The sequence below is a fragment of the Enterococcus sp. 5H genome (assembly GCF_028128615.1).
Taxonomy (GTDB): domain Bacteria; phylum Bacillota; class Bacilli; order Lactobacillales; family Enterococcaceae; genus Enterococcus_L.
The window spans coordinates 440,710-464,318 of the sequence record NZ_AMDP01000002.1 but is presented as its reverse complement, the minus strand read 5'-3'; the positions used below and the strand labels follow the sequence as shown (position 1 = coordinate 464,318).

Below are 23,609 nucleotides of genomic sequence, written 5' to 3'. Positions count from 1 at the left end.
TCATTTAAAAATAGCTGTTATAGTAAAAGTTTTTTACGCTAAAAAAACACGACTCAATTTCCGCAAGTTTTGCGTATTATTGAGTCGTGATTAAAAAACTTATATTATAGATTACTGTTCATTTTTTAGAGCTTCTAAAGCGGCTGTATTAATAATATTCCATGGTTTATCAAATGATGGTTGGAAGAAGAAATCTGCATAGGCTAAATCTTCTATCGTCATTTTAGCTTTAATAGCTAATGAAATTGCATTAATATTAGCAGTTAGGTCAGCTTTTGATAGTAATTGAGCACCTAAAATTTGTGTTGTTTCAGGATCATACACAAGTTTAAACCAAGCTTTTTCTTTATCTGGGTTAAAGTCCATTAGGTAGTCTTCAACAACTAAAGTTGATTTAGTTTGTTTGTTTAACTTTTTAGCCATTTCTTCGTTAATACCAGTTGAAGCAAATTTGTAATCAAAAACAGCTAAGCCTGAAGAGCCTTGAACACCTGGGAATGGTTTCACAGGAGCTTCTAAATTTTTAACAGCAAAACGTCCTTGTTTTCTTGCATTAGTAGCTAACGCAATATTAACATCTGTTTCACCTGGATTATATTTAATCAATGTTGCATCACCCACTGCAAATATATCAGCTGCACTCGTCCGCATATACTCATCAGTCTTAATTAAGCCATTAGGATGTAATTCTAACGTATCTTTTAACCAAGCTGTATTTGGACGAACCCCTACTGCTACAACAACTAAGTCAGCATCATATTCGCCTTTATCCGTTACAACTTTTTGCACATGTCTATCACCTTTGTAGCTTTGAACAGTTTCATTCGTTACAACTTTTACATTATTAGCTTCCATTTCTTCAGTTAAAACGTCTGTAAATTCTTTATCTAAATAAACACCTAAAGGACGATCTAAAATATCGATTACAGTAACATTTTTACCAGCTTTTGCAAAAGATTCTGCTGCTTCGATACCAATGTAGCCACTACCAATAACTACAACATTATCAATATCAGGATCAATTGTTTTTTGTTTTAATTTAATGGCCCATTTTCTGCCGCGCATTAAATAAATATTTTCTAAGTCTTTTCCTGGTAAATTTAATTCAATTGGAACTGCTCCTGGGCTGATAATTAGTTTATCATACTCTTCCACACGTTCTGTATCTGTTAATAGATCTTTTACAACTACTTGGTGTTGCTCTGGTTTGATTGCAGTGATCTCAGTATTTGAAAAAACATTAACGCCTCGTTTTTCCATTTTTTCACCAGTCATATAACGAACTGAATTAACATCTTTAACTTTACCTTCTAAATATAATTGCATCCCACAAGACAAGAAAGAAATAAAATCTCCTTTTTCATACCATTGAATTTCAGCATTAGGGTGAGAAATTAATAATTCTTCAACTGCCTCATATCCGCCATGTGATGAACCTAAAACGATAACTTTCATTTCATAAACCTCCAATATTATTTATTACATAATAAAGAGTATCATATAATTACTGAACATTTCAAGTATTTAGCTGAAAATATTCTCAATTAGATATATTAATTGAGAATTAAGCTGTTTTATTAAGATGACATAATATAATTATTGTAACTTTCAAGCTATGAGAACAGCGAGATAATAGTAAATTATCCAAAATAAAAGATGTTACGTTGACATAATATAATTATGCTCAACTAAACATCTTTTAAACACCTATCTAAAAATTTTAACTTCTTTTTTCACTTCCACAGTAATTCTACCATCTTTAATAACATAGTTTCTTTCAGGTAAATCGATGATAGCATCAGCTTTTACTTTTGTATCTAGCAGTACTACATCCGCTTTGTTACCAACCTGAATCCCATAGTTCTGTAGTTTCAATGCTTTAGCAGGATTCTCAGTAATCATTGGCAAAACTGTTGGAAGATCACTAGCACCTCCTAAATGAGCAACAGGAATTGCCAACATGGCTATCTGCATCAAATCACCATTTCCATATGGCGTAAAAGCATTTCGAATGTTATTTGTAGCCAAGCAAACATTAACACCAGCATCACGTAACTTCCTAATTGGCGTTACCGCTCTTCTAACATTATATTTATCATTTCTCGCACCTAAATGTAGATCGGTAGCCGGCAAAGCCATTACACTAATTTGAGCTTGCGCAATCAAATCAATAACTTGGTTAAGTCTCTCTGGTTCCATAGCATGAAGTGCCGTTAAATGTCCTACTGAAACTCTGCCCTGATAATTTTCTTGGATCGTTTTCTTACAAAGATACTCAATTGATGTATCTGTTGCTTCATCACTGAAATCTTGGTGAAGATCAATATCTTTATCGTATTTTTTGGCAATGTCAAAAATTAAATCAATGTGTTCGTTTGCTGGTGCATCATTATAAGGAATTCCTCCAACTACATCAGCGCCCATATCCATGGCCTCATACATCATTTTTTCAGTGCCCGGTGCTTTAAAAATTCCTTCTTGTGGGAAAGCAACTACTTGCATATCAATCAAATCACGGTATTCTTCTTTCAGCTTTAAAATCGTTTTAAAACCAGAGAAGCCTTGCGCTGGATCAAATTCTGAATGTGTTCGTACTGCAGTCACTCCATGAGCAATAATCATTTCCAATGCTTTTTTTGCCCGTTCGTAAATATCTTCCTCGGTAAACGTAGGTTTCAATTCTGCAGTTACATCTATAGCTTCATGCAATGTACCAGACATATTCGGTTTTCTATCTGCTATCAATGCTTTGTCTAAATGTATATGGCTTTCAACTAAGCCAGGAATCAATACTCGACCATCCGCATTAATGACTTGAGTAGCGTTTTCCGAAATATACTCAGAGATAGCTATAATTTTTCCATCTTTAATACCAATATCTTGTAAAGCTTCCCCATCGTTTAGCCGTGCCTGTTTAATTAGAATATCCATCATAAAAATTCCTCCCTTTCTAGTTTAAATAAAGAATCCGATTGCAATTAAGATAACTGAAGCAATACTAATCCATTTCACATTCCCTTTAACTACTTCTAAAATCGGAATTTGAAAACCAGATGATAAAGCTTGCATCGTGATGTTTACAAAGCTCATCTGACTTCCTAATCCAACGCCAACAGCTACTAATCCCAGTTCTACTGATGAAAAACCCAATGAGACTGCAACTGGTAAAACTAAGGTTAAAACAGAGCCCACATAAGCTCCAGCTGGGATACCAATTAAAATGCCGGTTAAAATTGCAACTGGGACCATAATCATAATTGGCGCAGCGCTTGCAACTCCAGCGATAACAGCAAAAGTCCCGGTTTCCGCAATAATATTAATAAAAGCTAGAAAAATTCCAACTTGGAATAAACGAGTTAAGATATAAGTTGAACCATCTACCATCGCTTCAACAGATTGGTTTAAGGTAAATGTTGAACATAGGAAAATTAAAAATAGAGTTAAAACCATGTAAACTAACGGTGTTAATAGAGGAAAACCAACAAGATCATTTACGACTGGACCGAAAATTACTGAAAAAAGTAAAAAAATTGCTGGTAAAGTTAATTTAAATAGTTTTCGATTACTCATTGTCGCATATTCATCTTCCTCGCTTTCTTTAAACCCAAGGTTTCGTCGTTTTGTTCCCCAGAATGCTAGGATAATTGCTAAAGCACAAAAAATCAGCCAAATTGGTCGCATATCTGAAACGTATTTAGCAACACTAAAGTCACCTAATTTAGAAACAATACTGGATTCTAAAGAAGCTGGTGAAGTTGTAAAGGATACGGCTGCAGCTAAAGACATAGCGGCAATTAATTCTGGGACAACCCCTACTGCTACAAATGCTAATGGCGCAATAACCATCGCACTTCCGCCCCCAATTCCAGACATATACGTCGCAGCAGCTAAAAGAATTACAATAAATGCCGATACATATTCAACTTTCCCCTTGGTTCCGCGTTTAGCTAGTGTTAAAGCGGCTGAGTAGCCTCCCGATTTGAAAACAGCCATTGCAATTGCAGAATTAATAATAGGTACCGTAATTCCTAACATTGTGGGCACGGTCTCCAACAATTGAGTGTTCGCTTGTTCTAAACCAATCCCCCCAATAATCATTGCAAGAACACCGCCAACAAAACCAGCAATAATCATATCAACCTTTTTAAAAAGTAAAACTAAAACCACAATCAATGGAATAATCACAATAATTGCTTGAATCCCAGTTGGTGCAACTATCTCATCTATCTCTTGTGCAAATGCTGGAACAAATGAAAATAGTAATAAAACTGAGAACAATAAACCGCCTAAGAACCTTTTTGGTGTTTTCATAATTAATCCCCTTATCATCAAAATTTTATAATAAATTCTCTTTGTCATACTAACAGCGTCATGAACTAATTAACCTCCTCTATATAGTGAATATACGTTATTTTACTGATAAACATATCCTCCTTTAATATTTATAATACGTTTATTTTATTTAAAAAGAAATAAGTTTGCTCTCATAACTAGAAAAAAAGAGAGCGGTTGCATTTTCTTGTAAAAAAAGAATGAATCGGCTAAAATATTTAGCTGAATTCACTCTTTTATTCATTCAGTAGGTCTATAGGTTTAATAAATCATGTAGGTGATAAGGAGTATTTTGATAAACGGCATAATTTAACCAATTGGTAAATAATAGCGATGCTGCCATGTGCCAACGTAGTTGTGGAAATTCAGCTGGATTGTTATTAGGAAAATAATCTTCTGGCAGGTCAGGCTGGATCCCCTTTTTTTGATCGCGTTCAAATTCTTGTTGCAACGTTTTTCGATCATATTCTAAGTGCCCCATTGCATAAAATGCTCGATTATTTTTATTGCCCACTAAGAAAATGCCAGCTTGCTCTGATTCAACTAAAATTTCTAATTCGTTGATCTTCTGTATATCTGTTCTTTTAACTTCTGTATATCGTGAATGAGGTGCAGAAAAAATATCATCAAACCCTTTTAAAATACTCCAAGTTGGTGACAAAACAGTATGAGAATAAATACCTGTAAGTTTTTTGTCGAGCTTATATTTCGGGATATTATGATGGTAGTAAAGCCCTGCTTGTGCGCCCCAACAAATATGGAACGTTGAAAAAACATGGGTCTTGCTCCATAAAAAAATTTCCTGAAGTTCATGCCAATAATCAACTTCTTCAAATGGCAATTGTTCAATCGGAGCACCAGTAATAATCATTCCATCGTAAAATTTGTTTTTGACTTTTTCGAATTGATTGTAAAATCGCTTCAAATGGTCACTAGAAGTATTTTTGGCTTCATGACTACTCATATGTAAAAGCTCTACATTTATTTGTAACGGAGTATTACTTAAAAGTCTCAGTAATTGGACCTCAGTCTCATCTTTTTTTGGCATTAAATTTAAAATTAGTATTTCTAAAGGGCGAATATCTTGCCGCATGGCGCGATCTTCGTCCATTACAAATATTTTTTCTTTTTCTAAAACTTTTATTGCAGGTAGTTCTTTTGGTACACGAATCGGCATGCTATTATTCCTCCCTTTTTATTTGAATACTTCTATTTTACGCTATATGGCTCTATAAAGAAAGCTTGTTTCTTTGTGAAAAATAAAATAAAATAAAAAAATGAGACAGGTCATTCAACCTATCTCATTTTTTATTGAAGTTCGTAAAAACAAATGACTTATTCTTCTTCTTTTTTGTTTTTACGTTTAATTGCGAAAATACCTAAGGCGCCAAGTAATAGTGATCCAATTAAGCTCCAATTACTAACTACTTCACCATTATTAGGTAGATTTTTTTGTGATCCGCCGAGACTTTGTGAACCGGAAGTTGTTCCGTTATTTGTTCCAGTTCCAGTAGTATTAGTTCCTGTGCTGGTACCATTGCCATTTGTACCATTATTGCCATTCCCATTATTACCTGTTCCTGGATCAGACGGTATTACAAATGAGGTTGATTCGCTATGATTTCCATTATTATCCCTTGAAACAGCCGTAGCTTCTTCATTCGGTTTAACCATTCCAGGTAAAATGTTAGCATCAAAATCACCATTTTCATCTACATTACTAGAACCTACTTTATTTCCATCTGTATTATAGATGTCAACAATTGTTCCAGGATCTGCCGTACCGCTAACATTATATCCAGTTGTTGAACTACCTGTTACGTTTTCTACAATTGGTGCAGATATTGTCACACTAGTTTGATCATCCGGTAAATTAAAGTTAGCTGGAGAACTTTGATTCTCCTCTGGGTCTAAAGCAATTGCTGAAAGCAGTTCTTTTGCATGAGCAAAGCCAATTGGAAGCTTGATAGTAAATGTGCCTGATTCATTAACAATTGCTTGACCTAGAAGGAAACCGTCAGTATCATAAATTTTTACTGTGTTTCCAGGTGTTTCTTTACCAAATATAGTATAACCAGTTAAAGAGTTTCCTGTTATTTTAGTAATTATTGGAGTGGCAACAATAACATCTGGATCAGCTGGAGTAACAAATGAAGTTCCAGGGCTTGTATTTCCATCGCCATCTTTGGCTACTGCAGTTAGTTGTTCGTTTTCTCCTGCTGAACCAGCTGGAATAACAACTGTGTAGTTACCGTTTTGATCTGCTGTACCTGTTCCGATCACTGTTCCATTCGTATTTCTTACTTCAACTGTACTTCCAGCTGGAGCTGTCCCTGTTACCGTATAACCTGATTCAGAATTACCAGTTACACTATCAACCGTTGGAGCTGTAATTGAAACTGGATCGGCTGGAGTAGCGAATGGTGTAGCTGTACTTTGATTTCCATCGCCATCTTTGGCTGCTGCATTCAATTGTTGACTAGCTGTTGTTGTTCCAACTGAAAGTGCAACAACAAAGTTTCCGCCTTCATCAACTGTCGTTGTTCCAAGTAATGTTCCTCCGGTGTTTCTAATCTCAACCGTATGACCTGCAGTTGCAGTACCTGTCACTGTATGACCTGTCGATGAGGTACCTGTAACATTAGTAACCACTGGTGCGTTGACATGTACTGGATCTGCAGGGGTGGTGAATGGTGTAGCTGTACTTTGATTGCCATCACCATCTTTCGCTACTGCGCTTAGTTGTTGATTTGGTGTAGCTAAACCAGTTGGAATTGTAATTGTAAAATTACCACTTGGATCAACTACTGCTGTACCAATAACTGTCCCACCAGTGTTTTTAACATCAACTGTATTACCTACAGTAGTAGTACCTGTTACTGTGTATCCTGTAGCTGCTGTTCCTGTAACATTTTCAATTGTCGGAGCAGCAATTATTACTGGATCAGCCGGGGTTGTAAATGATGTTTCAGGACTAGTATTACCATTATTATCTTTAGCAGAAGCTGTTAACTCTTCATTCGGAGTCGCAGAACCGGCTGGAATTGTCACTGTGAAATTACCACTACCATCCGCAGTACCAGAACCGATCACTGTTCCACCAGTATTTTTTATTTCTACAGTGCTGCCAGCTGGTGCAGTACCAGTTACTGTATAGCCTGTTGTTGAATTGCCAGATACATTATCTACTGTAGGAGCTGTAATTACTACTGGATCTGCTGGTGTTGTAAATGGTGTCGCTGGACTAGTGTTCCCATCGCCATCTTTTGCAACTACTGTTAATTGCTCGTTTGGATTTGCAGAACCAGCAGGAATTGTCACAGTATAATTACCACTGCCATCTGCAACGCCAGAACCAATGACTGTTCCGCCTGTATTTCTGATCTCAATAGAGCTGTCAGCTGGAGCAGCAGTACCTGTTACTGTATAACCAGATGTCGAGTTACCCGTTACACTATCTACTGTAGGGGCTGCAATTACTACTGGGTCTGCTGGTGTTGTAAATGGTGTTGCTGGACTTTGATTACCATCGCCATCTTTCGCTACTGCGCTTAATTGTTGATTTGGTGTTGCAGAACCGGCTGGAATTATAACTGTGTAGTTTCCATCACCATCTGCAATGCTAGAGCCAATGACAGTACCACCAGTATTTCTAATTTCAACTGTATTTCCAGCAGTTGCAGTACCTGTTACTGTATAACCGGTCGTTGAATTTCCTGTTACATTTGTTACGGTAGGTGAGGTTACAACTACTGGGTCAGCAGGGGTAACAAATGGAGTAGCTGAGCTTTGATTACCGTCGCCATCTTTCGCTACTGCATTTAATTGTTGGTTAGGTGTCGCAGTTCCTGTAGGTAAAATAATCGTATAGTTGCCACTACCATCAGCGATTGCTGAGCCTAAAACTGTGCCACCAGTATTTCTAACTTCGACAGTATTTCCTGCAGCTGCTGTACCAGTTACTGTATAGCCTGTTGTTGAATTACCCGTTACACTATCTACTGTAGGTGAAGTAATAGTTACTGGATCAGCAGGTGTTGTAAATGGTGTTGCCGGACTTTGATTTCCGTCACCATCTTTGGCTACTGCGTTAAGTTGTTGATTTGGTGTTGCTAACCCTGCCGGAATAGTAACGGTATAATTACCACTTGGGTCAACTACTGCTGTACCAATCACTGTTCCGCCTGTATTTTTGATATCAACTGTATTTCCTGGTGTTGCGGTGCCTGTCACAGTATAACCAGTTGTTGAGTTACCACTTACGTTATTGACCGTTGGAGATGAAATCACTACTGGGTCAGCAGGCGTAACAAATGTAGTTCCAGGACTTGTATTTCCATCCTCATCTTTAGCTGTTGCTGTTAATTGTTGATTTGGTGTTGCTGTTCCTGCAGGAAGTGTAATCGTATAATTACCATCACCATCAGCCACACCAGAGCCAATCACTGTGCCTCCTGTATTTTTGATTTCTACAGTACTACCTTCAGGTGCAGTACCAGTTACTGTGTAACCAGAAGTAGAATTTCCTGTTACGCTATCGACTGTAGGCGCAGTAACTACTACTGGATCAGTCGGTGTTGTAAATGGTGTTGCTGGACTTTGATTGCCATCACCATCTTTAGCTATTGCATTTAATTGCTGATTTGGAGATGCTAGTCCAACTGGGATTGTAACTGTATAGTTTCCACTTGGATCAGCAATAGTTGTACCAATAACTGTACCTCCTGTATTTCTCACCTCAACAGTATTTCCAGCAGTTGCTGTACCTGTTACTGTATAACCAGAAGTAGAATTTCCTGTTACGCTGTTTACTGTTGGTGCACTAACTACTACTGGATCAGCTGGGGTTGTAAATGGTGTAGCTGGACTTTGATTGCCATCACCATCTTTGGCCACTGCGCTTAATTGTTGATTTGGTGTTGCTAATCCAACAGGGATCATAACTGTATAGTTTCCACTTGGATCAGCTATTGTAGTACCGATTACAGTACCGCCTGTATTTTTAATTTCAACTGTGTTTCCAGCAGTTGCTGTACCGGTCACCGTGTAACCAGAAGTAGAATTTCCTGTTACGCTACTAACTGTTGGTGCATTTACAATTACTGGGTCAGCTGGTGTTGTGAACGGTGTTGCAGGACTAGTGTTTCCATCGCCATCTTTAGCAATTGCGTTTAATTGTTGATTTGGCGTTGCTGTTCCAATAGGTAAAGTAACAGTAAAGTTGCCGCTGCCATCAGCAATACCAGAACCAATAATTGTACCGCCTGTATTTCTAATTTCAACTGTGTTTCCAGCAGTTGCTGTACCGGTTACTGTATAGCCGGAAGTAGAATTTCCTGTTACGCTATTTACTGATGGTGCGTTAACTACTACTGGATCTGCTGGTGTTGTAAATGGAGTAGCCGGGCTAGTATTTCCATCCCCATCTTTAGCTACCGCATTTAACTGTTGACTTGGTGTTGCACTGCCAATAGGTAATGTTACTGTAAAGTTGCCACTTGGATCAGCAATACCAGAACCAATTACTGTGCCGCCAGTATTTCTAATTTCAACCGTATTTCCAGCAGTTGCTGTACCTGTTACTGTATAGCCGGTTGTTGAGCTTCCGATGACTGTTTTTACAGTCGGTGCAGTAATTTCTACCGGATCGGCAGGTGTTGTGAATGATGTTGCTGGACTTTGATTTCCATTGCCATCTTTAGCAATTGCATTTAATTGTTGATTTGGAGTCGCACTTCCAATAGGTAAGATCACAGTGTAGTTACCACTACCATCAACAATTGTTGAACCAATTACTGTGCCGCCTGTGTTTTTGATTTCAACTGTATTTCCAGCAGTTGCTGTACCTGTCACGGTATAACCAGAAGTAGAATTTCCAGCTACGTTATCTACAGTTGGCGCAACGACTGCTACTGGATCTGCTGGTGTTGTAAATGATGTTTCAGGACTTTGATTATTATTTTCATCAATCGCTATTGCCAATAAGTTTTGATTTGCTGTTGTTAATCCGATAGGAAGTACAATCTCAAAATTCCCATCGTTATCAGTTGCAGTTGTTCCGATAACTGTACCACCTGTATTGCGGATCTGTACTTGTGTACCTACAGGTGCATTACCTTTAACCGTATGACCAGTCAAAGAAGTACCAGTGACTGAGTCGATAGTTGGTGCATCAACCGTTACTGGGTCAGCAGGTGTAGTGAATGATGTTGGTGTACTTTCAACTGCTCCAACTTTTGCAACTGCATGTAATGACTGATTTGCTGTTGCTTGCCCTTCAGGAATGGTAATAGTGAAATTGCCACTGCCATCAGCAATACCAGTACCGATTGTTGGTCCATTTGCATTACGAATATCCACTGTATCATTAGCAGCAGCAGTTCCGGTTACTGTATAACCAGTCTGAGAAGTACCAGTTGTATTGGTTACTACTGGTGGTGCTACGACTATTGGATCTGCAGGCGTTGTAAAAGCAGTTGCAGTACTTTCTGTTGCTCCGTCTTTTGCGATGGCATTAAGAGCTTGACTTGCTCCAGCCTGGCCTTGAGGAATGGTAATACTAAAAATGCCGCTTCCATTTGCAACACCAGTACCGATTGTTGTTCCGCCAGCGTTTCGGATATCGACTGTGTTGCCAGCAGTAGCTGTACCGGTTACTGTATATCCAGTTTGAGAAGTACCAGTTGTATTGGTTACTACTGGTGGTGCTACGACTATTGGATCTACAGGCGTTGTAAAAGCAGTTGCAGTACTTTCTGTTGCTCCGTCTTTTGCGATGGCATTAAGAGCTTGACTTGCTCCAGCCTGGCCTTGAGGAATGGTAATACTAAAAATGCCGCTTCCATTTGCAACACCAGTACCGATTGTTGTTCCGCCAGCGTTTCGGATATCGACTGTGTTGCCAGCAGTAGCTGTACCGGTTACTGTATATCCAGTTTGAGAAGTACCAGTTGTGTTGGTTACTACTGGTGGCGCTACAACTGCAGCTGTACCAGCATAATAAATATTCGAAACACCATTTGCTGTGGTAATTAACCCGATATCAATAACATCAGCTTTAACCACAGTACCAACAAATCGAGCATTTAAGTTTTGAGTCAAACTTTGTGGACTAGTTACAGTTGTTGGTAAATTAACAGTTGTTGAACCTAAAACCGAAGCATCAGCTAACTGATTAACACCTGCACCTCCAACACCCACAAGAGGAATTGCAATGTCAAGAGCAGCATTTGTAGCCAGTTTTACTGGAGACAAGGCAACATTAATTGCACCTGCAACTATATTTGTAGGAATGTTTGTGCCTGTAGCATTTAATGCATTTACTGCCGATTTTAAATCTTGTAGTATCGTTGTCACATTTTGCGCTAGTACTAAACCTAACCCATCATCGATATTTGCGCTAATATATGATCCGTCAGTAGATAGGACAGGTGTAGAATTGAATGTCGCACTTCCGAAATTAGATAAGTTGTTTAACGCTGCGATTTTTTGGTTAACAGTTGTCAAATTGATATTAACTCCTGTTAAACTACCAAAAACACCATCTGCAACTTGAGTTAATACATTTGATAAATTATTGACTGCGGTCAATGTTGCAGATAAAAAGGCTAGTTGACTTACCGTTATAGTAACATTTGTATTAATTTGTGCTGCTCCATTTAGAGAAACACGTCCTTTAAGTTCATTTGGAATAGCTAATACTGCTTGTTTTCTCCCGCTTGTGATAACAGAACCGCCAACTAATTCTCCTCCAGAAATAGTGAAATTAACATTCTTTGAAGTACCATCAGCTGTCCAACGATTTGCAGTTGTTGTCCCACTATTGTTCGAACTTGTAATGTTTGAGAGGATTTCTGCGTCTAAAATAGCAGCTGAAGCAGTAATTCCTCCTGGTAAGTAAAACGATAATGGGACAGTTAATGGCGCAATAACTAACGTACTTGTCAATACTAAAGATAACGCACGATACTTATTTTGCTTTTTTGAAGATTTAACACTTTTCTTTTTTTGCTTATCATTTTTCATGATTATCCTCCTCTTACATTTAACTGATATCACATAACAAACAGAAGCTTATTTGAACAAAACAGACACACTCTCCTTTCGTAGAACACGAGCAACAGACAAAAAATAAAAAATTAAGCTTCTACCTTCGGATTTTATAACCTTTATAATATTTTTGGAAATAAAATGATTCAAAAATCACTCTTTTTTTGATTTACACTAGATTTATATTTAAAAAATACCTGTATTATACAGTTTCTAAGGGTTGATAACAATCTTTTAGAATGTTATTCCACTCATATTGACGTTTATTTGACAAATAAAAAAAATACAATAATTATTATTAAGTTAATATTACAAGGTTTAGGATTTCATTATTTTCATCCGTTTTCTTAAATAAACTAAAAAATCTAGAGTTGAACGAAGAATCATTCAACTCTAGATTTTTTAGTTTATTTATTGTTAATATCCTTTAATGCTGCTTGAGCTAATAAGTTCAAGTAATTCCAAGGGCGGTCAAAGTGCGGTTGGAAGAAGAAATCAGATATAGCTAAATCTTCTACTGTCATTTCATTCTGAACTGCTAATGATAATGTATTTGCAGACTGAGTAATATCATATTTAGACATTAATTGTCCACCAACAATTCGGTTTGTTCCTTGTTCATAAACAAGTTCCATCATTACATTTTCAGTTGTTGGCATAAATTCAGGACGATAGTTATCCTCAAAAACAGTAGCTGCTACATCTAAATTGTTCATTTTTGCACTTTCAACAGTAACACCTGTCGAACCAATTTTCCAACCAAATAAATATAAACCTGAAGTTCCTTGGGTGCCACGATATGCTAATTTTTCTTCTTCTAGATTGTATCCAACTAACATTCCTTGACGAACGGCATTTGTAGCTAATGGGATATAATTTGTAGTATTACTTGGATTGTAGTGTACTACTGCACTATCTCCAGCAGCCAAAATATCTGGATTGCTTGATCGCATAAATTTATCAACTACGATAGCTCCGTTTGGCAACATTTCTACTTTGTCTTTAAGCAATACAGTATTTGGTGTGAAACCAACACACATAATAACCATATCCGCTTCAAACTCTTGACTTGGTGTAATTACTTTATTCACATGACCATGTTCATCAGCTTTGAACTCTTGAACATTTTCACCTAAAGCCAAATTAACACCACGCTCAACTAATTCTTTTTCTAAAACATCTGTAAAAGGTTTGTCTAAATATTTATTTAAAATACGGTCAAGTCCATCAATTAAAGTAACTTCCTTACCAGATTCCACAAAAGCTTCCACTAATTCAATTCCGATGTAGCCGCCACCGACAACAACGACTTTTTTCGCGTCTTTTGCTCGCTCAATAATTACATTGGCTTGATTATAGTTTTTACATAATAAAATATTTTCTGATTCAATTCCTTTGATTGGCGGAATGATTGGCCAAGAACCAGTGGTCATAACTAACTTATCATATGAAACAGTTTCTTCTTTTCCTGTTAGTAAGTTTTTAGCAGTTACAGTTTTATGATCAACATCGATTGTTTCGACTTCATGTTCCATTTTGACAGTAGCACCAAGAGACGCTAGTTCTTCAGGACTTGAATAGAATAAGCTGCTAGCTTCTTTCACCACGCCTCCGACATAAAGAGCAATACCGCAAGATAAAAATGATACATTATCATTTCGTTCATAAACGGTTACCTCCGCATTTGGGTGATTTGTTAAAATACTTTTGACTGCAGCTGTTCCTGCATGCGTACATCCTACGACTACGACTTTCATATTGTAAATCCCTTCTTTCAAGTTAAATTTTTCACCAATTAGATTAGAATAATTCTATTGGTCTATTAAAAATATAACAAACTGGAAACCCATATTCGAGTTCTTTGCTTGTGAATTATAAAAATATTTTTTCACAAACTTTGTTAAATTTAACTAGATCCTCATTGATATATTCTTATTTCCAAATATAAACACTGTGTTTACAAGAAAAAAAGCTGAGAAAATTTAATTTCTCAGCTTGTGAAAATATTTAGCTAGTTATTAACTGTTGCGATAATTTCTATCTCAACCAGAACATTTTTTGGTAATCGGGCTACTTCTACAGCTGAACGAGCTGGCAAATTGTTTGTAAATGCAGTCGCATATACTTCATTAAATGCAGCAAAATCGTTCATGTCTTTCAAAAAACAAGTTGTTTTAACCACATGATCGAAGTCACTTTCAACTGTTTCCAGAATTGCCGAAATATTTTTTAGAACTTGTTCAGTCTGTTCTTTAATTGTAGTTCCAACTACTTCTCCTGTCTCAGGACTTAAAGGAACTTGACCTGAAGCAAATAATAAGCCATTCACAATATTTCCCTGTACATAAGGTCCGATTGCTTTAGGTGCTTTATCTGTATGAATTGATTTCATCGTTTCCCTCACTTCATTTTTTTTCTGCGTTTTGACAATCTGGACATAATCCGTATAATTCTAAACGGTGTTCGTTGATCTCAAAACCAGTTAATTTACTTGCAGCCATTTCAACATCCTCTAAGCCTGGATAATGAAAGTCAACAATTTTCCCGCAATTTTGACAAATAGCATGGTAATGTTTTTTTGAACTAAAATCAAAACGACTTGATGCATCACCGTAGTTCATTTCTTGTACAAAACCGATATCCGTAAATAAACGTAAATTATTATATACAGTTGCCACACTCATATTAGGAAAACGAGCTTCCAATGAACGATAAATTTCATCAGCAGTTGGATGGCTATGATTTTCAATTAAATATTCTAAAATAGCATATCTTTGAGGAGTAATACGAATATTGGCTTCTTTTAATTCTTCAAGTGCATTTTTTACCAATATATTATCCATTTGGTTTCCCTCCCAGTTTATCTTTCTTAAATAATACTATTTCTAAACTATATTGACAACAAAAAATACTGAATATATCAATAATATCACTGTTTTTTTAAGAAAAGATGCAAATGACAACATTTTGGCTGATTTATATACAAATACAACCCAAAGAAAATAAACTTTTCTTTGGGTTGTGAGAATTTATTCAGGCAAATTATACAAGGCAGTTGATAAGTACCTTTCTCCATTATCTGGGATTACTGTTAGGACTTTCTTGCCCTTTCCTAACGTTTTTGCTACTTCTATTGCAGCATTTACAGCAGCACCTGCTGAAATTCCAACTAAAAGACCTTCTTTTTCAGCTAATTGACGTGCAGTTTCCATTGCCGCTTCACTTGGAACACCCATGACTTTTTCATAGATTGCAGTATCTAATACTTTTGGAACAAATCCTGCGCCAATTCCTTGGATTTTATGAGGACCAGGTTGTCCACCTTCTAACACAGGTGATTCAGTTGGTTCAACTGCAATGATAGAAATTTTAGGATATACTCGTTTTAGTTCTTTGCCAACGCCAGTTATTGTCCCACCTGTTCCGACACCTGCAACAAAAGCATCTAATCCAGCTTGTCCAAAAGCTTGCTGGATTTCTTTACCTGTCGTTTTTTCATGAGCTTCAGCATTTGCGGGATTTTCAAATTGCATCGGCATAAAGTAACCATCTTGCTCAGCAAGTTCAGAAGCTTTAGCAATGGCACCTTTCATCCCTTCAGCACCTGGTGTTAATAGTAACTCAGCACCGTATGCTTGCATTAGTTTGCGACGTTCAATGCTCATTGTATCAGGCATAACAATTACCACTTTATAACCTTTAGCTGCGCCAACCATTGCCAAACCGATCCCTGTATTGCCACTAGTCGGTTCAACGATTGTATCCCCAGCTTTTAACTGACCATTTTTCTCAGCTTGTTCAATCATATTTAAAGCGATTCGATCTTTTACGCTACCGCCTGGGTTAAAAAATTCAAGTTTAACATAAACATCAGCAGCTCCATCTGGAACAACGTTTCTTAGTTTTACAATCGGTGTTTTACCGATCAATTCTGTTACTGAATTAAAAATTTGAGTCATATTTTTTTCCTCCATTTTCATATTCCTTACAGTTAAAAACTTTCTTGTGTTTATAATAGCTCAAAACCTTCATTCTGGCTATTATTTTGCAATGTTGTCTACTCTTTAATTTTTTTTAAATAAAGTGTAGTATAGTTAATGAGATTTTAAAATTTCAATTAGGAGATATTGAAAAAATGGAAATTATAAATATTAGTCCCCGAGGCTATTGCTATGGAGTTGTTGATGCAATGGTCATCGCTAGAAATGCTTCATTAGATGAAAGCTTGCCTCGACCTATCTATATTTTAGGTATGATTGTTCATAATCAGCATGTCACTGATGCTTTTGAAAGTATTGGTATTCACACTTTAGATGGGGAAAATCGAGAATCTATCTTAGCACAAGTAGAACATGGAACGGTCATTTTCACAGCACATGGTACCTCTCCAAAGGTAAAGAAGTTAGCTAAGGAAAAAGGCCTGACAGTACTAGATGCTACTTGCCCTGACGTGATGATTACTCATGAATTGATTGCGGAAAAAGTTGCAGAAGGATTTGAGATCATATACATTGGTAAAAAAAATCACCCTGAACCTGAAAGTGCATTAGGTGTTTCACCCAATCACGTTCATTTAGTCTCAAATCTAGATGATATTACAAATTTAAACTTGTCTGTTGAAAAAATTTTTGTCACTAATCAAACCACTATGAGCCAATGGGATGTGAATGATTTGATGCTGGCAATCCAGGCTGAATATCCTACAGTTGTAATCCATAAAGATATTTGCAAAGCGACGCAGGTACGGCAAGAAGCTGTAGTTGAACAAGCACAAGGCTGCGATTTAACTCTAGTTGTCGGTGATCCTAAAAGTAACAACAGCAACCGATTAGCTCAAGTTTCCATCGAACAAGCTGGTGTAAATGCGTATAGAATTTCTGATGTCTCAAAAATTGATGTAAATTGGTTGACTAATGTAAAAAAAGTAGCAGTAACTGCTGGAGCCTCAACCCCTACTCAAATTGTTCGTGAAGTCATAGAATATCTGCAAGAATTTGATATAACTAATCCTGAAACACATACTAAAAATTCTACAACAACTGCTGAAGCAATTCTTCCAAGATCACGATTTAAGGATTTAACCAAAAATCGTCAACGACGTTTAGAAGAATTGCGTTCTGGAAAAAGATAAAAAAACAAAGATTGTCCACTCAGACAATCTTTGTTTTTTTACGCAACTTGTAATACTTGACCTACTGTGATTAATTCAGCAGATATTCCGTTCAATGACATCAATTGATCTACTGACATTCCAGATTTTTCAGCAATTCCCCATAAAGTGTCTCCAGAAACTACTGTGTAAGATTGGCTAGAAGAAACAGTAGTAGCACTACTTTGACCAACTGTTGATTGATCCGTCACTGAAGTATCAGTTGTTCCCCAATCATAAGCTGTTAAATTATAGGTCGATATTAACCAATTTAATTTACTACTATAATTCGGATCGGTAGCATATCTGCCAGCTAAAGCTGCTGTAGCATCAGCATAACTGGTTGTATTGTTTTTCCAAACGCCTGAATAATGATAATCACCGCTAGAAGCTAAAGTTGTCCTTAAAACATTGGCATGATCTTGAAATGAATCAGCATATGAAGGATAACTTCTAAATGGTTCGGTCAATGTTACCCATTCTCCATTTAAATATTCAGAAGTTGGCATATATACGGTTTGTCCATTATAACTTCCTTTTACACCAAACAAATTATAATTTGGTGCTGCCGCTAAACCAGAAGTACCATAGCTACTTTCTAAAAGAGCTTGCGCAATCATTACAGATGCGTATAAATCATTTGCACTAGCAACAGAAGCAGCTGAATAACCAATAGAATCAATAAATGCTTGTTGAGAAGCTGCTCCTTGTTGTTCGACTTCGTTTGCCTGCGCGCTTAAAGGAGACAAGCTACCTGCGACTGGCATAACAACTAACGACGTACCAATAACTGCTGCCAATTGCTTTCCACTCACTTTATATCCTTTTGTTTTGTGCTGGTGTCTACTACTTCTCGTACTTTTATTCATTCTTTTGTTCCTCCTCAATAGAACATCATAAAGTCATTTTACTAGTGTCTATTTTTATAAACAATAATTAAGTCCTATAATTTGAAGATTTAAAAGTAGCGTAATCTAGCTGAAATGTTTGATTTATTGGTAATTAAAATTTTGTTTTGTATTTTTTACACAGCGTTGGTAATTTATGTTTCCTAAAATTTGTAGATCCTACAAATAATGATTTTGGGAAAATATTAAAAACAAAAATACCGCATTATGTCATATTTGTTTTAATTTATTAGTATTACAAAAATATTTCCTATTTATTTCATTTAATTAAAACAAAAAAGTGAGTGGAACAAAACTAAAAATCCGTTTTGTTTCACTCACTAGATCCGAATAAACGGCGAGAAAAAAGCAGCTCCTTCGGAAATAAGCCGAAATTCACAAAAATTTGAAGAACAATTTTCGTGAATTCCTTCTTATTTCTCGGAGCTAAACACTTTTGTCTCAGCCTCTTAAAAATTATAAGTTGTTAAATGTTGCAACTACATTTTCGACAGTAAAACCAAATTCTTTCAATACTAAATCGCCTGGTGCTGATGCTCCAAAATGGTTAATTGTCACTGTAGATCCTGCTGAACCTACATAACGTTCCCAACCAAATGGTGATGCTGCTTCAATTGCTACACGTTTAGTAATTTCTTTTGGTAGAACTGATTCTTTATAATCTGCTGATTGTTTTTCAAAAAGATCAAAGCTTGGCATAGAAACAACAGATACATCTTTGCCTTGCTCAGCTAATGCTTTTTGAGCGTCAATTGCTAAGTTCACTTCTGAACCAGTAGCAATCAAAATCCCTTGAGGCTTATCACCTTTTTGTGGTGAGATTACATAAGCACCTTTTTGAACAAACTCAGTCGCTTTTTCTTTAGTACCTTCAATTACAGGTAAATTTTGTCGACTTAATACCAAAACAGTTGGAGCATCTTTTGTAGTCATCGCAATTTTCCACGCTGCTACAGTCTCATTTCCATCTGCTGGGCGGATTACTTGAACTCCTGGTATGCAACGTACACTTGCAAGTTGTTCAACAGGTTCATGCGTAGGACCGTCTTCGCCAACAGCTACTGAATCATGAGTTAAAACATAAGTAACCGGAGTATTTTGAATAGCCGCTAAACGGACTGCTGGACGTAGGTAATCTGTAAATACGAAGAATGTTCCTCCATAGATACGGCTTCCTCCATGCAATTGTATTCCATTCATAGCTGCCGCCATAGCAAATTCACGAACGCCAAACCAAATATTACGTCCTTCGTATTGTCCAGGTTCAAAATCTTTTTCAGCTGTAACCATTGTATTATTGGAAGCAGATAAATCAGCAGAACCACCCCAGAAACTAGGCACAGATTTAGAAATAGCTTGAATTGTTTCTTTGCTAGTCACACGACTTGCAGCACTAGTCCCAACTTCATATGTTGGTAATTCAGCATCCCAATTTTCTGGTAATTTGTCCGCAAAAGCTTGTTTAAATTGTTTTGCCAACTGTGGATGTTCTTTCTCGTAGTTTCCAAACATTTTATTCCATTGATTTTCAGCTTTTTCGCCTCCATCAACAATTGATTCTTTAAAGCGAACAGCTACTTCTTCCGGAACTGTAAAATCAGGATATTCCCAACCATAAACAGCTTTTGCTGCAGTGATGCCATCAGCTCCAATTGGGGCACCATGAACAGATGAAGTACCCTCTTTAGGTGCGCCATAACCAATCACAGTTTTGACTTCAATCAATGTTGGTTTATCAGTTTCAGCTTTTGCTTTCTCAATTGCAGCAGAAATTGCTTCTAAATCATTACCGTCTTTAACTAAAATGTGTTGCCATCCGTAAGCTTCGTAGCGCGCACCAACATTTTCGGTGAATGCTTTTGAAGTCGGTCCATCTAGTGAGATATCATTTGAATCATATAAAACAATTAATTTGCCTAGCTTCATATGACCAGCCATTGAACTTGCTTCTTGTGAAACGCCTTCCATCAAATCACCATCTCCACATAATGCGTAAGTATAATGATCAATAACAGGGAAACTATCACGATTATATGTTGCAGCAGTATGTGCTTCAGCCATCGCCATTCCAACAGCCATAGCAATCCCTTGGCCTAAAGGACCTGTTGTAGCTTCTACTCCATCTGTATGATGAACCTCAGGATGTCCTGGTGTTTTACTGTTCCATTGACGGAAACTCTTAAGATCATCTATGGTAACGTTATATCCAGCTAAATGTAATAAGCTATAAAGCATTGCAGATCCATGCCCGGCAGATAAAATAAAACGATCTCTGTCAGCCCAATTGGTTGATGTTTTAGGATTTACTTTTAAGTGTTTTGTCCAAAGTGCATATGCCATCGGAGCAGCTCCCATAGGTAATCCAGGATGACCTGAGTTAGCCTTTTGGACTGCTTCAATACTTAATGTGCGAATAGTGTTAACGCCTAACTGATCGGTGTTGTCGAACAAAAAAATCATCTCCTATTTAGGTTTTTTTTACCTTTATTAACTATATTTTAGCTTATTTCTATTATGAAAGCAATTACTTTTAGTAAAAATAACCAAAATTATTTTCGATTATGTAGTCCTTTAGCTTTTTGAATTTCCTTTAATTTTTCAGGAGTTACATCTTTTCCTTCAGGATCAACAACTTTCATTCCTTCAATATGATGACGCATACCACTTCTAAATGTTGCAAGATATTCTTGACGAAGTACTTGTTGTTCTTCTTTTTCAGCTGCAGTCAATTCACTTTCTTTAGCTTTTTTTGCAAGCTCATTAATTCGATTCATTTTTTCCTGCGATAACATGGTTCTCTCCTCCTTTAAATAGTTTTTAATAACTATACTTCAATGTCTATCTTATAAGAAGCACTAGAAAAATACAACTAAATTATTAATGAAAAAATTCGGTTTTCCATCGCAAAAGATTAATTATTATGTCTTAAAATAATCGTGGCAGTACAAACTTTCGAAAAACACGAACGCTTGTTTGATTCCTGCTTTAATCTATGGTACACTAAAACTATAAATTGAAAGAAGGTGCGGGTTTTGGTTAAACGTACAGACACAAGACAAATTGAAGTACTAAAATATATATACGAACAAGTTGAACTTAAAGGCTATCCGCCAACCGTAAGGGAGATCGGAAAAGCAGTTGATTTGTCATCCACTTCGACTGTTCATGGCCATTTAGCCCGTTTAGAAAAAAAAGGCATGATTCTAAGAGATCCTACTAAACCGAGAGCTATCGAACTAACAGCGGAAGGTTTGGAAAAAATCGGTGTTCAGCCAACAGTTATTCCGATGCTTGGCGTAGTTACTGCCGGTGAACCTATTTTGGCTGTTGAGGAAGCTTCTGATTTCTTCCCGATTCCTCCTGATTTACAATCAGAAGAGAATGCCTTGTTTATGCTGACAATTCGTGGAGAAAGTATGATTAACGCCGGTATATTAGATGGCGATCAAGTTATCGTTCGAAAACAGGGTGACGCTTCTAATGGCGATATAGTGATTGCTATGACTGATGAAGATGAAGCAACTTGTAAAAGATTTTTTAAAGAATCAGATCATATTAGGTTACAGCCTGAAAATGATGCACTGGAACCGATAATTTTAAGTAACGTCAGTATTTTAGGTAAAGTTGTCGGTTTATACCGTAACCACATATAGACAGAAAAAAACATACTAACTTAAGTATGTTTTTTTTGTCTATATTCAAATTATTCTGCTGAAACTTTTCTTTGATAAGTTTCGAACTGATAAGGATAAAGATTTTTTTCATCCTGCTCGCCTTCACTTAAATTAATCCTAGTCCAATCATCCCAATTTATTGAAGGAAACTTTGTGTCTCCATCAAAAGTATGACTGATTACAGTTCGATACAGCACATTACAAAATGGTAAAAACTCTTCGTAAATTGCTGAACCGCCAGAAATAAAGATTATTCCTGAAAAAGATTCTGCATAGTTAAGAACTTCTTGAACTGTATGGAGTACGATCACACCATTGGCTTGATAGTTTTTATCTCTTGTCATAACAATTGTTTGACGATTTGGCAATGGACGGCTGCCCATTCCTTCAAATGTTTTTCTACCCATTACAATCGTGTTATTTTCTGTCATTTGTTTAAAGAATTTTAAATCATTTGGCATGTGCCATGGTAAATGATTATTTTTTCCAATTGTTCCCTTTTCATCTTGCGCCCATATAGCTGCTAACATTGTAGACTCCTTTCAACTTAAACGGCAATCGGTGCTTTAATCGCCGGATGCGGATCATAACCTTCAATCACAATATCTTCCATATCAAAATCAAAAACAGATTTTTTTTCTTGATTCAATTTAATCGTTGGAAATGAGCGAATGTCGCGTGAAAGTTGTTCTTTCATTTGATCGATATGATTCGTATATAAGTGTGCATCACCTAATGTATGCACGAAGTCACCAACTTCAAGTCCCGTTTCATGTGCAATTAAATGTGTTAGCAAAGCGTAACTTGCTATATTAAATGGAACACCCAGAAAAACATCCCCACTACGTTGATACAATTGACAACTTAGTTTTCCATCATTCACGTAAAATTGAAACATTGTATGACAAGGAGGCAAAGCCATGGAAGGTACATCTTCTGGATTCCAAGCTGATACAATCAATCGACGAGAATCAGGTGTATTTTTAATCATCTCAATAACATTTTTAATTTGATCAATAAATCCGCCATCTTTCGTTTCCCAGTGGCGCCATTGAGCACCGTAAATATTACCTAATTCACCATATTTAGCGGCAAATGCATCGTCAGTTAAAATCTTTTCGCAAAATTTTTTATGTTCCAGCTCATAGTTTTCTTTAAAAGTCTCATCTATCAATACACGACGGCCAAAATCAGTCATATCAGGTCCTTGATAGTCTTCACTTTTTATATATCGTTCGAATGCCCATTCATCCCAAATATGGTTGTTATGTTGTAATAAATAGCGAATATTCGTATCACCATTTAAAAACCACAGTAATTCACTTTTAATCAAGCCAAAAGGAACCCGTTTAGTAGTTAATAGCGGAAATCCTTCAGCTAGGTCAAAACGCATTTGATAACCAAAAATACTACGAGTTCCTGTACCCGTACGATCTTCTTTCACATGACCTTCTTCTAAAATTTTACGCCCTAACGCTAAATATGTTTCTTCCATAT

At 36.6% G+C, this 23,609-nt stretch carries 16 protein-coding genes; 2 read left to right on the top strand and 14 right to left on the bottom strand.

Going from position 1 to position 23,609, the window contains the following annotated elements; genetic code table 11:
• Positions 1 to 111 precede the first annotated feature (111 nt).
• The 9 genes from C240_RS02350 to cysK all read right to left on the bottom strand — a co-directional run bounded on the left by C240_RS02350 (position 112) and on the right by cysK (position 16,340).
• Positions 112 to 1,455, bottom strand: a complete 1,344-nt coding sequence (locus C240_RS02350; RefSeq protein ID WP_271490587.1) for an FAD-dependent oxidoreductase — start codon at positions 1,453 to 1,455, stop codon at positions 112 to 114.
• Between the two features lie 252 nt (positions 1,456 to 1,707).
• A complete protein-coding gene (locus C240_RS02345) occupies positions 1,708 to 2,931 on the bottom strand; it encodes an amidohydrolase family protein (protein WP_271490737.1) in 1,224 nt (407 codons plus the stop codon).
• 24 nt (positions 2,932 to 2,955) lie between these two features.
• Entirely contained in the window at positions 2,956 to 4,311 is a 1,356-nt protein-coding gene (locus C240_RS02340; RefSeq protein WP_271490585.1) for a citrate transporter, read from the bottom strand.
• 274 nt (positions 4,312 to 4,585) lie between these two features.
• Positions 4,586 to 5,509 (bottom strand): homoserine O-acetyltransferase MetA, encoded by a 924-nt coding sequence (gene metA, locus C240_RS02335; protein ID WP_271490583.1) that lies wholly within the window; start codon positions 5,507 to 5,509, stop codon positions 4,586 to 4,588.
• Positions 5,510 to 5,667: 158 nt separating this feature from the next.
• On the bottom strand, positions 5,668 to 12,357 hold the full coding sequence (locus C240_RS02330; RefSeq protein ID WP_271490581.1) for an Ig-like domain-containing protein: 6,690 nt from the start codon (positions 12,355 to 12,357) through the stop codon (positions 5,668 to 5,670).
• 431 nt (positions 12,358 to 12,788) lie between these two features.
• A complete protein-coding gene (locus C240_RS02325; protein ID WP_271490579.1) occupies positions 12,789 to 14,138 on the bottom strand; it encodes an NADH oxidase in 1,350 nt (449 codons plus the stop codon).
• 254 nt (positions 14,139 to 14,392) lie between these two features.
• Complete coding sequence (locus C240_RS02320; RefSeq protein WP_271490577.1) at positions 14,393 to 14,773, bottom strand: RidA family protein; 381 nt, start codon at positions 14,771 to 14,773, stop codon at positions 14,393 to 14,395.
• A gap of 13 nt (positions 14,774 to 14,786) precedes the next feature.
• Positions 14,787 to 15,224 (bottom strand): peroxide-responsive transcriptional repressor PerR, encoded by a 438-nt coding sequence (gene perR, locus C240_RS02315; RefSeq protein WP_271490575.1) that lies wholly within the window; start codon positions 15,222 to 15,224, stop codon positions 14,787 to 14,789.
• A gap of 186 nt (positions 15,225 to 15,410) precedes the next feature.
• Complete coding sequence (gene cysK, locus C240_RS02310) at positions 15,411 to 16,340, bottom strand: cysteine synthase A (RefSeq protein WP_271490573.1); 930 nt, start codon at positions 16,338 to 16,340, stop codon at positions 15,411 to 15,413.
• 176 nt (positions 16,341 to 16,516) lie between these two features.
• On the opposite strand from cysK, the gene C240_RS02305 reads away from it, so the two are divergent.
• Positions 16,517 to 17,512 (top strand): 4-hydroxy-3-methylbut-2-enyl diphosphate reductase, encoded by a 996-nt coding sequence (locus tag C240_RS02305; RefSeq protein WP_271490570.1) that lies wholly within the window; start codon positions 16,517 to 16,519, stop codon positions 17,510 to 17,512.
• A gap of 38 nt (positions 17,513 to 17,550) precedes the next feature.
• Here C240_RS02305 and C240_RS02300 read toward each other — a convergent pair whose 3' ends face one another.
• The 3 genes from C240_RS02300 to C240_RS02290 all read right to left on the bottom strand — a co-directional run bounded on the left by C240_RS02300 (position 17,551) and on the right by C240_RS02290 (position 21,230).
• Positions 17,551 to 18,399 carry a glucosaminidase domain-containing protein gene (locus C240_RS02300; protein ID WP_271490568.1) on the bottom strand — a complete coding sequence of 283 codons (849 nt, stop codon included), beginning with the start codon at positions 18,397 to 18,399 and terminating at the stop codon, positions 17,551 to 17,553.
• A 495-nt stretch (positions 18,400 to 18,894) separates the two neighbouring features.
• Positions 18,895 to 20,889 carry a transketolase gene (gene tkt, locus C240_RS02295; RefSeq protein ID WP_271490566.1) on the bottom strand — a complete coding sequence of 665 codons (1,995 nt, stop codon included), beginning with the start codon at positions 20,887 to 20,889 and terminating at the stop codon, positions 18,895 to 18,897.
• A gap of 98 nt (positions 20,890 to 20,987) precedes the next feature.
• Entirely contained in the window at positions 20,988 to 21,230 is a 243-nt protein-coding gene (locus C240_RS02290; protein ID WP_271490564.1) for a DUF896 family protein, read from the bottom strand.
• A gap of 240 nt (positions 21,231 to 21,470) precedes the next feature.
• Between C240_RS02290 and lexA the strand changes: the two genes are divergently transcribed.
• A complete protein-coding gene (gene lexA, locus C240_RS02285) occupies positions 21,471 to 22,091 on the top strand; it encodes a transcriptional repressor LexA (RefSeq protein WP_271490562.1) in 621 nt (206 codons plus the stop codon).
• Positions 22,092 to 22,141: 50 nt separating this feature from the next.
• Here the strand turns inward: lexA and C240_RS02280 are convergent, their stop codons facing one another.
• Both C240_RS02280 and C240_RS02275 read right to left on the bottom strand, forming a co-directional pair.
• A complete protein-coding gene (locus C240_RS02280; RefSeq protein ID WP_271490559.1) occupies positions 22,142 to 22,642 on the bottom strand; it encodes a dihydrofolate reductase in 501 nt (166 codons plus the stop codon).
• 17 nt (positions 22,643 to 22,659) lie between these two features.
• A complete protein-coding gene (locus C240_RS02275) occupies positions 22,660 to 23,607 on the bottom strand; it encodes a thymidylate synthase (protein WP_271490557.1) in 948 nt (315 codons plus the stop codon).
• Positions 23,608 to 23,609: the final 2 nt, after the last annotated feature.

Bases quoted from the DNA above. Each gene is read 5' to 3' on its own strand.
- C240_RS02350 (WP_271490587.1), bottom strand. From the start codon at position 1,455: ATGAAAGTTATCGTTTTAGGTTCATCACATGGCGGATATGAGGCAGTT.
- C240_RS02345 (WP_271490737.1), bottom strand. From the start codon at position 2,931: ATGGATATTCTAATTAAACAGGCACGGCTAAACGATGGGGAAGCTTTA.
- C240_RS02340 (WP_271490585.1), bottom strand. From the start codon at position 4,311: ATGAAAACACCAAAAAGGTTCTTAGGCGGTTTATTGTTCTCAGTTTTA.
- metA (WP_271490583.1), bottom strand. From the start codon at position 5,509: ATGCCGATTCGTGTACCAAAAGAACTACCTGCAATAAAAGTTTTAGAA.
- C240_RS02330 (WP_271490581.1), bottom strand. From the start codon at position 12,357: ATGAAAAATGATAAGCAAAAAAAGAAAAGTGTTAAATCTTCAAAAAAG.
- C240_RS02325 (WP_271490579.1), bottom strand. From the start codon at position 14,138: ATGAAAGTCGTAGTCGTAGGATGTACGCATGCAGGAACAGCTGCAGTC.
- C240_RS02320 (WP_271490577.1), bottom strand. From the start codon at position 14,773: ATGAAATCAATTCATACAGATAAAGCACCTAAAGCAATCGGACCTTAT.
- perR (WP_271490575.1), bottom strand. From the start codon at position 15,224: ATGGATAATATATTGGTAAAAAATGCACTTGAAGAATTAAAAGAAGCC.
- cysK (WP_271490573.1), bottom strand. From the start codon at position 16,340: ATGACTCAAATTTTTAATTCAGTAACAGAATTGATCGGTAAAACACCG.
- C240_RS02305 (WP_271490570.1), top strand. From the start codon at position 16,517: ATGGAAATTATAAATATTAGTCCCCGAGGCTATTGCTATGGAGTTGTT.
- C240_RS02300 (WP_271490568.1), bottom strand. From the start codon at position 18,399: ATGAATAAAAGTACGAGAAGTAGTAGACACCAGCACAAAACAAAAGGA.
- C240_RS02290 (WP_271490564.1), bottom strand. From the start codon at position 21,230: ATGTTATCGCAGGAAAAAATGAATCGAATTAATGAGCTTGCAAAAAAA.
- C240_RS02280 (WP_271490559.1), bottom strand. From the start codon at position 22,642: ATGTTAGCAGCTATATGGGCGCAAGATGAAAAGGGAACAATTGGAAAA.
- C240_RS02275 (WP_271490557.1), bottom strand. From the start codon at position 23,607: ATGGAAGAAACATATTTAGCGTTAGGGCGTAAAATTTTAGAAGAAGGT.